Below are 10,878 nucleotides of genomic sequence, written 5' to 3' on the forward strand. Positions count from 1 at the left end.
GAGACGTTCCCCGGTCGTTTCTCGACGTTGCTGACGCTGGCGTTCTCCGCCAAGGAGAGTTTGTACAAGGCGCTGTATCCGCAGGTGAAACACTATTTTGATTTTCTGGATGTCAAACTTGTGACGCTGGATAACGTCCGGCACACCTTCACTCTGGAACTGTTGTGCGACCTGTCGCCCGACTTCCCGAGGGGGCGGCGCTTTAGCGGGACGTATCAGCTGCGAGAGCAGGATGTGATCACGTTTATTTATCACCAATAATGGATAACGGCACGCTCGAAGGAAGTCGACGATGAAGATGACGGGGAACACGTTGCTGATCACTGGCGGTGGCTCTGGGATAGGTCGCGGACTGGCGGAAGCCTTTCATCGCGCGGGCAACCAGATCGTCATTGCCGGGCGCGACGTCTCCCGTCTGCGCGAGGTCGCCTCTGCCCATCCGGGCATGGCGTATCTCGCGCTTGACCAGCGTTCTCCGGACGGCGTGGCGGCTTTCGTCCAGCAGCTGACGGCGCGTTTTCCCACGTTGAATGGCGTGATCAATAACGCAGGAATCCAGCGGCAGGAAAACGTGACCGAACGTGACTGGCAGACGGTGCAGGAGACGGTTTCCACCAATCTGTTGGGGCCGATTTATCTGACCACCGCCTTGTTGCCGCATCTGCTCCAGCAACCCCGTGCGGCGATCCTTAACGTGACGTCCGAACTGGCGTTTCTGCCGCAGGCGGCCACGCCAACGTACTGCGCGAGTAAAGCCGCGCTGCACTCTTATACGCAATCGCTGCGTTTTCAGCTGCGCGATAGCGCGGTGCAGGTCATAGAGGTGATACCGCCTTGGGTGCAGACAGGTTTGCAGGGTGAGCAAGGGCACGATCCGCGGGCAATGCCGTTGGACGCGTTTATCAATGAGACGATGGCATTGTTGCAGGCGAATTCCGAGTCAGAGGAGATTGTCGTCGCGCGGGCTCGTCCGCTGCGTGACGCGCCGCGCAGTGAGGACTACGACGCGTTGCTTCAGGCTTTCAATTCGCCAGAGGCGGAATGACCTCGCGAAAGCCGTTATTCGAAAAATAGATGCAAAACAGGCGGAACTTCGGTTCCGCCTGTTTTTTTAGTGAATGCTCACTTACTTTATGAGCCTTACATCATCAGCCTGTTTCAGGAACGTTACGCGGCGCGTCCGCCCAAATACAGCTCTCGCATACGTGGATCGTTGAGCAGCTCGCTGGCGTTGCCTGTCAGTGCGACTTTTCCCAACGCCAGCACATAGGCCCGGTCTGAGATATGCAGGGCTTCCATGGCATTCTGTTCCACCATCAATATCGCCACGTTCTCTTCCCGACGAATCGCCTGAATAGCGTCGAAGACATCCGTCAGCATTTTGGGCGAGAGCCCGGCGGAAGGCTCGTCCAGCAGCAGGGTTGCGGGCCGGGGCATCAGGGCGCGAGTCAGCGCCAATATCTGACGCTCCCCGCCGGAAAGCGCCGATGCCGTTGCGCGCCATTTCTTGCGCAGCAGCGGATAGCGTTCGCACAGCTCTTCCATTCGCTGTCGGCGCTGTCTGTCCGGCAGAAACTGACCGCCGGTTTGCAAATTTTCTTTGATAGTCAGGTTGTTGAAGACGTTGTCCGTCTGGGGCACAAAGCCAAGTGAGCACTCACGAACTTTGCGATGGATCGGGATTCTGCCCACGTCGCGATCGTCCAACAGAATCTGCCCGCCGCGTGGCGTCAGGTAGCCCGCGATGCATTTCAACAAGGTTGACTTACCACAGCCGTTGGGGCCGAGCAGCGTGACAATTTCCGCGTTATCCACCTGCAGGGAGATGCCCTGAAGGATATCGATGCCGGGGGTATAGCCAGCCACGACGTCGTGCAACGTAATCATACGGCCTCCTGTTGAGTCTGGGCGCTGCGGCCTAGATAAGCGTCCAGCACCAGCTGATTATTCGCCAACTCATCTGGATGGCAACTGGCGACGATGTGCCCGCGATCCAGTACGATACAGCGCTGGCACAGCTCGCGAATGAAGTGCATATCATGTTCGATAATCACCAGCGACAGCCCCTCGCGATTCAAACGCAGTAGCGTTTCCACAATATCCCGTCGCAGGTTGGGGTGAACGCCGGCCATCGGCTCGTCCAGCATCAGAATCTGCGGATCGCCCATCAGCGCACAGGCGATGCCCAGCAGCTTTTTTTGACCGCCGGACAGCGCTGCGGCGGGCAGGTCGCGCACGGGATTAAGCAACAGTGCGTCAATCAACGCCTGCGCTTTGGCGCGGTCTGCCTGTTCGGCGCGTCGAGTCGCCGGTAGCGACAGCAGACTGCTCCAGAAACCGTGATGCCGCGTGCCCGCCGTCATCACCACTTCCATCACCGTCATTTTTTGCGGCATAGCGGGGAGCTGGAAAGTGCGTGCAACACCGGACTGAATGATGCGATGCGTCGGCAACTTATCGATACGTTGGCCAGCGACGCGAATGGCGCCGCCATCTATCGGGGTGAATCCTGAAATCGCATTCAGCAGCGTACTTTTTCCTGACCCATTGGGTCCCAGCAGACCGAGGATCTCTCCTCGATGCAGTGTGACGTTGACGTCCTTCAGTACGCGGTTACCGCCGAAGGCTTTGCTGACATTCTCGATCTGCATCAGTGGCGTCATGACGGCATCTTCCTTAATTTTTCAGGCAGCAATCCGCCGGAACGCCACAACAGGCAGGCCAGCAGAATAACGCCGACCGTGCCCAGACGCAGCGCGCCGGTGATATCGGAACCGATATTGAACAGGTCTTTGGCGAAAGGAATGAAGGTATACAGGCATTCGACGACCAGAACGCCCAAGAGCACGCCCGCGACATTGCCGATACCGCCGATCATCACCATGCTCCAGATCAGGAAGGTTTCGGAGGGCAGAAGGTAATCGGGGCTGACGTAGCTGGTGTAATAGGCCATCAGGATCCCCGCGGCGGTGGCGATCGCCGCGCTGCACATCAGCGTGCGGCATTTCAGCCATTGCAGGTGATAGCCCATGCATGTCGCCAGCTGAGGCTGTTCGCGCATCAGGCGTAGCGCCCGCCCGAAGCGGCTTTTACCCAGCCGATGCGAGAGCAGCGCCACCAGCGCGACGGCTAACAGGATCACCACGGCGAAAACCAGCCCGTCTCCCTGCGTGGAGCCGGTGGACCACAGCGGGACGATGTTGCCCAGCCCTTGCGCGCCGCCGGTCAGCTGGTCTTCATTGATCGCGATCGTGCGAATGATCTCGGCGACGGCCAGTGTGGCAATCCCCCAGTAATCCGCCGCCAGCTGGCGACCCAGCACCGACATGCCTGCGCCGATGAGCATGGAAAGCGCCATGCCGAACGCGCTGGCTTCGACAAAGGAAAGCCCCAGTCGGGCGCCAATTCCGGCGGAGTAAGCGCCGATACCGACAAAGGCGATATGGCCGAAATTCAACAGTCCGGCGTAGCCCGCCTGAATGTTCAGCGCGAGCGCAATCAGGGCGTAGATGCCGGTGATGCTAATAAGGTGGAGCAGGAAATCAGACACGGCGCACCTCCCGGTTAAACAGGCCGTAAGGACGCAGCAGCAGCGCCAGCAGCAGAATGACGAACGACGCCGCATTGATGTAGGTGACGGGGATGAACACCAGTTCACTGCCGAATAGCCAGCCGAAGTCGAGGTTAGTGACCAGCGTTTCGGTAGCCGCAATCAGCAGCGCGCCGAAGACGGCGCCTAGCGGATTACCCAGCCCGCCCAGAATGGCGGCGGCCAGAATCGGCAGCAGCAGATCGCTGCCCTGATTAACATAGGCACTGGAGTTAAGCGCCAGCATGGAGCCGCCGAGTCCTGCCAGCGTACCGGCGATGAAATTGACGGTATGCACCAGCGCATCGGCGTTCAGGCCCGATGCGGCGGCCAGATCGCGGTTGCTCGCCAGAGCCCGAATGGAGCGTCCGAGCGAGGTATAAAACAGCAGCGCGCCGAAGGCGACCAGCAACACCATTGTGACGCCGAGCGTCCACAGCTGGTTACGGGAGACGAAGCTATCAGCCAGCGAGAGCGTCGGACTGAGCGGGAGGTTGTAGCTGACGGGCGACGATCCGGCGATCCCCAGAATCAGGGCGATCAGGATCATCGACACAGCCAGCGATCCGATCATGGCGCTTGCCGGACCGGACTGCGCCAGGCGACGAAAGATCCCATGGTGCAGCAGCGTCGCCATCGCACCGGTCAGTACGCTGGCGAGCAGGATAGCCAGCAGGAACGGACAGCCGATCCGCAGCAGCGCGGCCGTCATGAAGGAACCCACCATCGCATATTGCACGTGCGCCACATTGGCGAATCGTACCAGTCCGTAGACCAGACTGAGACCGAGCGCGATGGGCGCAAGGTCCGCAGTGCGGAGCAAGGTATCGAGAATGAACTGAAGCATAGACTCTTCCTGAAAGGGAACCGGGGCGCGAACGCCCACTACCGCTTAGCGCAGTTCCTGAATACCGTTGACGACTTTGACTTTCTTATACGGCTGCGTTTGGCGCTGATTATCGGCGCCGAGATTCAATGGTCCGGTTACGCCGTCAAAATGCGGCGCGATGCTCTGCATGGCTGCCTGCAGTGCCGCCGGGTCGGCGTTGCCCGCTTTGTTGATCGCGGCGGCGGCCAGCGTGATGCTGTCGTAGGCATAGCTGCTGTAGGCGGACTGCGGAGCGGTGCCATAACGCTGTTTAAACCGGTCAATGTAACCTTGTCCCTGATCGCCAGTACCGGCGACTTCCATCCCCACACGACCTTCGATGTACTCTGCCGGTGTGTTGGCGGTGCTCATGGTCAGATACATGCCGTACCACAGCGTTTTGTTCAGACCCAGCTCATAGGATTCGCGGTTTAGCACCACCGCATCCTGACCGTAGGTGGTGTAGACGTAGGCGTCAGGCTTGACGCGGGAGAGCTGGCTCAGCTCGCGGCGGTAGGACGACTGGCCGCCGGTGTAGAGCATTTTGGCGACGACTTTGCCGCCCAGCGCCTGAAAATCTTTATTGAACTGATCCAGCATGCTCTGGCCGTAGGCGCCGTTGGGGGCGACAAACGCCACTTTGCGGTAGCCCATTTCATATACGTCTTTGGCGGAGAATCGCGTCGCCAGGTCGGCCAGGCCGATCACGCTATAGGAGTATTTACCCACGTTGCGCATATCGGTGCTTGAGGAGGTGATGTTGATATGAACGCGCTGATTTTTCACCAGATATTGCCCGACGGGGATGGTCACGCTGGACGAGAACTCCCCGGCGACCAGCGGCACGTTGTTGACCTGCGTCAGTTTGCGTACGGCATCAAGCGCGGTGACCGGACTACCCGCGGAATCTTCAATAATCACGGCCAGTTTCTGACCGTTAACGCCGCCGTTCGCGTTGACTTGATCCACGGCTAATTCGATTCCCCGACGCATGTCTTCGCCGATGGTGGCGCTGACGCCGGTCAGCGGCAGAATAGCGCCGACGTTCACATCCGCCTGTGCGGGCAGGGTTGCGCCGAAGAGTGCGCCGCCGAGCAGCGCTGAAGCTAAGAAAGCCTGACGAAAATGCACGGTCATACCTGTTTCTCCTGGTCGGAATCATCAATAAGGCGGAGCTGTTGTGGGCTTCATCCCTGGCGTTGTTATTAATATTCGAGACTGCCACCGTCAGGGCGGAACACCCCGCAATCCGGGGCTTCACCAAGTGAATGACAAAGTGAATGATGAAGTGAATACACTTTGCCAGAAACGTTGCAGCAATTGCTATGCCACCCCGGTCAAAAAACGTTCTTTAGCGGGAAAGTGGGAGGCCATTTTTTCTGTCGGTTAACTAATATTTATAGTAATAACAAGGAGTCACGTTATAAGTTCAACCATTGAAAACGCGACTTTTATTATTTATACGGAATACGAATAGATAATAAATAGATGGAATAAAACCACTGTTTTGTACGAAATTGCTTCAGGTTGGTGCATGTAGATTCACCGTTGTGCAAGATTTCATTGTTTTATCATTATCGCCTTATTTTCTTTTTCTCGTTATTAACAAGGTTGGGATTGTATTTTCATTCTTGGTTTTAGGTGTGGATAGAAGTGTATGCACATCGTCGTTGTGTTATGAATTCAGGCATGTTATCAATTTAATTAAGCTCATTTACGCCGTACTTAATAGGGCGCTCATCCCCCCGAATACGGCAATGAATCATTAAAATCCCGTGCCAACCCCGTGTCGGCTGTCGAGAGGAAATAACGTGCCGGTGAGTTCGAAAACAGTGCGCAGTGCGGACAGCGTGGAAAAAGTGTATGAAGCGGTGAAAGCGCTGGCGATCGATTATCACTTTAAACCGGGCGAAAGAATTAACGAAGTTGAGCTGGCCGCACGTCTGGGCGTATCCCGCACACCGGTCCGGGAGGCGCTGAATCGCTTGGCGCAGGATGGCTTTATGAGCTTCGTTCCCAACCGAGGTTTTTACTCTCGCGACATTACGCCCGAAGGCGTACACGACCTCTATGAAATGCGCGCGATTGTTGAACAGGCCGCATTCCGACTGGCTTGCCAGCGGGCTAGCGAGGAAGAGATAGAACAAACGGCGGCGATTTGGGAAGAGAGTTGCCGGGCGCTTCCCGACCCGGAAACCATCTCCGATTGGACGAAAGTGGCCGAGGACGATGAGGCTTTTCATCTGGCTATTGCCCGCATCACGCGTAACAGTCGACTGTACGAAACGCTCGAAAGTTTGAACTCCCTGATCCGCTTTTTCCGCCGAATCGATCTGGAAACGCCCAGCCGTCGTAATAATGCCTACGATGAACATATCGGTATTATCGATGCGTTGCGTCAGCGTGATATTGAACGCGGCGCTAATGGAAAAACATGTTTCGCTCAGTGCCGATCACGCTATCGCGGTAACGAAAGAAGGACTGGCGCGTATTTATTTCGGAAAATTAGATCATTTTAAATAATCTCTGCGGGAACATCCCGAATAAAGCGACTTTAAGGGTGATGCGCCAAAATATACAAAGATAAGCGGTCTTGCTTTATTCCCTCGCAGAACTATCGCGGCCATGAAATAGCCACAAAAGAAAAATTGATGCTTTCGTTTAGCTTATTGGTGCCCACGTCGTTGACGACGGGCATGCCTCTTTGCTGAGAACGCGGCGCGCGCCAAACAGTGATACCGCGCAAAACAAAGCACCGCTTCACTTGATGACCGAAAGACCGTTTGAATGGGCTACGTTCTGGGCCATTAGACGACGTTGGCGGATGTTGACGTGCGATGTCTGCGGTCGGGTAAAAAGGGAATGGGGGCCGCTTTGGGCTACGCGCCTGTTCATCACACAGAATCTGTTATGTCATTTTCAGGGGAAAATCATGAGTCAAATTCACTTTATCGGGGCAGGGCAAATGGCGGAAGCCATTATTCGGGCGGCGCTGAACAGCGGCAAGCTGGCGCGTGATGCCGTGACGCTGGAGGATATCGACGCCTCACGGATCGCCACGCTCACGGAACGTTACCAGCTGACATCGACCCTGAGTGGGGATGCCGCGCTGGCTGCAGCCGACTATATAGTGGTGGGCGTTCGCCCGCAGGATGATATTGCAGCGGTGTCTGCTCGCATCTGTCAGCACGCGGCACCCGAGGCGACAGTGGTGTCCATCATCGCTGGCGTCACGCTGGCGACCCTGACCGAACAGCTTGGCGAAACACGCCCCATTGCGCGCGTGATCCCGAATACGCTGACGGATACCGGCTACGGTTACAGCGGCGCGGTGCTGAATTCGCAGGTCGAAGAGGCGCCGCTCTGCGAATTCCTCGAAAGCTTTGGCAAAGTGATGCTGCTGGAAGAGCGGCTTCTGGATATTTTTACCGGCTTCGGCGTCGCGGGTCCTAACTACGTCTATTATTTCATCGAGTCGCTGGTCGATGCCGGTGTCTTGGCCGGGTTGCCACGCCAACAGGCGACGCAGGTCGCCTATGAAAATCTGGTCGGCGCGGTAGCGATGCTCAATATCAGCGGCAAACATCCGCGCCAGCTGCTGGACATCAATAACTCGCCGGCGGGTGTTGGTATGCATGGTCTGTACGAGTTGAACAATAGCGACTTTGCCGCCGGGCTGCAGCGTAGCGTGCTGGCGGCGGTCAAACGCACCACTGAACTGGCGAAATCATAAGCGACACGCCCGGTCCTGCGAGGACATTCCTAATAATGAATACCGTGCCGAAGCGGCTCTGTGCCGCGGTTCGGCACGGTATCCTGCTCCCCTCAGCCCATTTCTCATCACGACGCATCGTTATCATGCAAGGTATCGCTTATTGATTCGATAACGACAACGCATTAGCCCGTCACGGCGCACTTCTGTACTTTAGCCCCATACCAACACGCATGAGGATAAAGTGATGTCAGTAATTAACACCAAAGTTAAACCATTCAAAAACACGGCTTTCAAAAACGGTGAGTTCATCGAAGTTACTGAAAAAGACATTGAAGGTAAGTGGAGTGTGTTCTTCTTTTACCCGGCTGACTTTACGTTTGTCTGCCCGACCGAACTGGGCGACGTGGCTGATTACTACGACGAATTCCAGGAGCGTGGCGTAGAAATCTACTCTGTGTCTACCGATACTCACTTCACGCACAAAGCGTGGCACGGCAGCTCAGAAACCATCGGCAAGATCAAATACACCATGATCGGCGACCCGACTGGCCAGCTGACCCGTAACTTCGAAAACCTGCGTGAAGCTGAAGGCCTGGCAGACCGTGGTACCTTCATCGTCGATCCTCAGGGCATCATCCAGGCAGTTGAGATCACCGCTGAAGGCATCGGCCGTGACGCATCCGACCTGCTGCGCAAAGTGAAAGCCGCACAGTACGTTGCCGCTCACCCGGGTGAAGTTTGCCCTGCCAAATGGAAAGAAGGTGAAGCGACTCTGGCTCCGTCTCTGGACCTGGTCGGCAAAATCTAAGCCTGCTCTCGCTAATACTCTATTGATGTTTTTATCGGGTGCTCAGCACCCGATTTTTTTCGCACTGAGGGATAATCAATGCTCGACAATACAATGAAAGTCCAGTTGAAAGCCTACCTGGAAAAATTAACCAAACCTGTTGAGTTAGTCGCGACGCTGGATGACTCAGCAAAATCTTCTGAAGTTAGAGAGTTGCTGACTGAGATCGCCGGATTATCCGCACAGGTCAGTTTCACCGAAAACAACGACCTGCCAGTGCGCAAACCTTCTTTCCTTATTACCAATCCGGGTTCCCAGAGCGGTCCGCGTTTTGCCGGCGTACCGATGGGACACGAATTTACCTCGTTGGTGCTGGCCTTGCTGCAGGTGGGCGGGCACCCGTCTAAAGAATCCCAGGAATTACTGGATCAAATTCGTGGTCTGGATGGCGAGTTCCATTTCGAAACTTACTACTCGCTGTCGTGCCACAACTGCCCCGACGTCGTTCAGGCGCTGAACCTGATGTCAGTGTTGAACCCGAACATCACCCACAGCGCGATCGATGGCGGCGTATTCCAGGACGAAATCGAAAGCCGTAACGTCATGGGCGTTCCGACCGTGTTCCTGAACGGCGAACACTTCAGCCAGGGTCGTATGACCCTGAGCGAAATCGTCAACAAGATCGATACCGGCGCCAGCGCCAAGCAGGTTGAACAGCTGAATCAGCGTTCGGTCTACGACGTGCTGATCATCGGTAGCGGTCCTGCCGGAGCGGCGTCTGCCGTCTACTCTGCGCGTAAAGGGATCCGCACCGGTCTGATGGGCGAACGTTTCGGCGGCCAGATCTTGGATACCGTAGACATTGAAAACTACATCTCCGTGCCGAAAACTGAAGGCGCCAAACTGGCGACCGCGCTGAAAAGCCACGTCGATGACTACGATGTCGATGTGATCGACGCGCAGACCGCTACGGCGCTGATCCCCGGTGCTGAGCCCGGCATGCCGCATCAGATTGAAACCGCCTCCGGCGCGGTACTGAAGTCTCGCACCATCATCATCTCTACCGGCGCTCGCTGGAGAAACATGAATGTGCCGGGCGAAGATCAGTATCGCACCCGTGGTGTGACCTACTGCCCGCACTGTGACGGCCCGCTGTTTAAAGGCAAGCACGTGGCGGTCATCGGCGGCGGCAACTCCGGCGTCGAAGCGGCCATCGACCTGGCAGGCGTCGTGAAACATGTGACGCTGCTGGAATTCGCGCCTGAACTGAAAGCAGACTCCGTGCTGCAGGATAAAGTCCGTAGCCTGCCGAACGTTGATATCATTGTTAACGCGCAGACGACGGAAGTGAAAGGTGACGGCCAGAAAGTGACCGGACTGTCGTATAAGGATCGCGTTAGCGAAACTGAACACGAGCTGGCTCTGGAAGGGATCTTCGTTCAGATCGGTCTGCTGCCGAACACCCAATGGCTGGAAGGGACGGTCGCGAGAAACCGCATTGGTGAAATCGAGATCGACGCGAAATGCGAAACCAGCGTTAAAGGTGTCTTCGCGGCGGGCGACTGCACCACGGTGCCGTACAAGCAGATCATCATTGCCACCGGCGAAGGGGCGAAAGCCTCGCTGAGCGCGTTTGATTACCTGATCAGAACGCAGTCGGCATAACCGTCTGTACGGCGCTGGGGCGCCGTGAAAAATACGCTTGTTGTGTTAGTGTCTGAAAAACCGCTCGGCTTGGCTGAGCGGTTTTTTTTCGTCTGTCTCCAACGTGTGGCGAGATCTTCAGACGCGTTAGTTATTACGGCTCAACGCGTCTGGAAAGGGATCGCGCATACATGACTGAATGGGCGTGTCACTAGGTTGCAAACTCGCGTCGAGTCTTGAGCTAATATCCCACCTTTCTCCTCTGAACGACAAAA

At 56.3% G+C, this 10,878-nt stretch carries 11 protein-coding genes; 6 read left to right on the forward strand and 5 right to left on the reverse strand.

Annotated features, from left to right (window positions below; all coding sequences use genetic code 11):
* Window positions 1-261 (forward strand): 4'-phosphopantetheinyl transferase (locus Q7O77_RS09355; protein ID WP_304166160.1); only part of this gene is annotated, 261 nt, incomplete at its 5' end.
* Window positions 262-292: 31 nt separating this feature from the next.
* A complete protein-coding gene (locus Q7O77_RS09360; protein ID WP_304166164.1) occupies window positions 293-1,045 on the forward strand; it encodes an SDR family oxidoreductase in 753 nt (250 codons plus the stop codon).
* Between the two features lie 122 nt (window positions 1,046-1,167).
* Here Q7O77_RS09360 and Q7O77_RS09365 read toward each other — a convergent pair whose 3' ends face one another.
* The 5 genes from Q7O77_RS09365 to Q7O77_RS09385 are packed head-to-tail and all read right to left on the reverse strand — an operon-like array spanning window position 1,168 to window position 5,594.
* Entirely contained in the window at window positions 1,168-1,887 is a 720-nt protein-coding gene (locus Q7O77_RS09365; protein WP_085653136.1) for an ABC transporter ATP-binding protein, read from the reverse strand.
* A complete protein-coding gene (locus tag Q7O77_RS09370; RefSeq protein WP_304166168.1) occupies window positions 1,884-2,663 on the reverse strand; it encodes an ABC transporter ATP-binding protein in 780 nt (259 codons plus the stop codon). Before Q7O77_RS09370 ends, Q7O77_RS09365 begins: the two co-directional genes overlap by 4 nt.
* Window positions 2,660-3,550: a branched-chain amino acid ABC transporter permease gene (locus Q7O77_RS09375; protein ID WP_304166170.1), complete on the reverse strand. Its 891-nt coding sequence runs from the start codon at window positions 3,548-3,550 to the stop codon at window positions 2,660-2,662. The genes Q7O77_RS09370 and Q7O77_RS09375 overlap by 4 nt, the downstream gene beginning before the upstream one ends.
* Window positions 3,543-4,436, reverse strand: a complete 894-nt coding sequence (locus Q7O77_RS09380; protein WP_085653140.1) for a branched-chain amino acid ABC transporter permease — start codon at window positions 4,434-4,436, stop codon at window positions 3,543-3,545. Before Q7O77_RS09380 ends, Q7O77_RS09375 begins: the two co-directional genes overlap by 8 nt.
* 45 nt (window positions 4,437-4,481) lie before the next feature.
* Window positions 4,482-5,594 (reverse strand): ABC transporter substrate-binding protein, encoded by a 1,113-nt coding sequence (locus Q7O77_RS09385; protein ID WP_304166175.1) that lies wholly within the window; start codon window positions 5,592-5,594, stop codon window positions 4,482-4,484.
* A 680-nt stretch (window positions 5,595-6,274) separates the two neighbouring features.
* On the opposite strand from Q7O77_RS09385, the gene Q7O77_RS09390 reads away from it, so the two are divergent.
* The 4 genes from Q7O77_RS09390 to ahpF all read left to right on the forward strand — a co-directional run bounded on the left by Q7O77_RS09390 (window position 6,275) and on the right by ahpF (window position 10,624).
* Window positions 6,275-6,976 carry a GntR family transcriptional regulator gene (locus Q7O77_RS09390; protein ID WP_304166177.1) on the forward strand — a complete coding sequence of 234 codons (702 nt, stop codon included), beginning with the start codon at window positions 6,275-6,277 and terminating at the stop codon, window positions 6,974-6,976.
* A gap of 413 nt (window positions 6,977-7,389) precedes the next feature.
* On the forward strand, window positions 7,390-8,190 hold the full coding sequence (locus Q7O77_RS09395) for a pyrroline-5-carboxylate reductase (RefSeq protein WP_085653143.1): 801 nt from the start codon (window positions 7,390-7,392) through the stop codon (window positions 8,188-8,190).
* Window positions 8,191-8,416: 226 nt separating this feature from the next.
* The gene (ahpC, locus tag Q7O77_RS09400) at window positions 8,417-8,980 is read left to right on the forward strand and encodes an alkyl hydroperoxide reductase subunit C (protein WP_085653145.1); all 564 of its coding nucleotides are present in this window, start codon (window positions 8,417-8,419) and stop codon (window positions 8,978-8,980) included.
* A 78-nt stretch (window positions 8,981-9,058) separates the two neighbouring features.
* On the forward strand, window positions 9,059-10,624 hold the full coding sequence (gene ahpF / locus Q7O77_RS09405; RefSeq protein WP_085653146.1) for an alkyl hydroperoxide reductase subunit F: 1,566 nt from the start codon (window positions 9,059-9,061) through the stop codon (window positions 10,622-10,624).
* Window positions 10,625-10,878 lie beyond the last annotated feature (254 nt).

Origin of the sequence: Lonsdalea britannica (assembly GCF_946477055.1) — a bacterium.
In the GTDB taxonomy this organism is placed as follows: Bacteria; Pseudomonadota; Gammaproteobacteria; order Enterobacterales; family Enterobacteriaceae; genus Lonsdalea; species Lonsdalea britannica_A.